Source organism: Pseudomonas sp. Pseusp97, from assembly GCF_047304025.1.
Lineage (GTDB): Bacteria > Pseudomonadota > Gammaproteobacteria > Pseudomonadales > Pseudomonadaceae > Pseudomonas.
The window spans coordinates 1-254 of record NZ_JBGLYK010000570.1 but is presented as its reverse complement, the minus strand read 5'-3'; the positions used below and the strand labels follow the sequence as shown (position 1 = coordinate 254).

Annotated in this window: 1 protein-coding gene; it reads left to right on the top strand. The window is 65.4% G+C overall.

The genetic code is table 11. From position 1 onward, the window contains the following. The coding region (locus ACCC94_RS30380) for a hypothetical protein (protein WP_413353256.1) at positions 1 to 254 on the top strand (254 nt) is incomplete at both ends.

Sequence of the window (254 nt, the reverse complement as noted above, 5' to 3'; positions counted from 1 at the left end):
GGCGTGTTGGCCGATATCGGCTTGCCGGTGGGCAGGACCTTCGCCGGCCGCGCCTATGAGGAGTCTGGGCTGTTGCGCTTCGCCGCTGCCTTCGAGGCTACCGGCTCCAAGCGGCTTGTTCCGCCGAGCACGCCACCGGTGGGCTGTTCGGTTCGCCGCGTCACTCAAGACAGAATACCGCGCTCCGAGGGGGCGGGGATTTTTTATGGGCCTGAATGGGTTGGCGACGCGTTTTCGATGTCCCGGTGCATCGT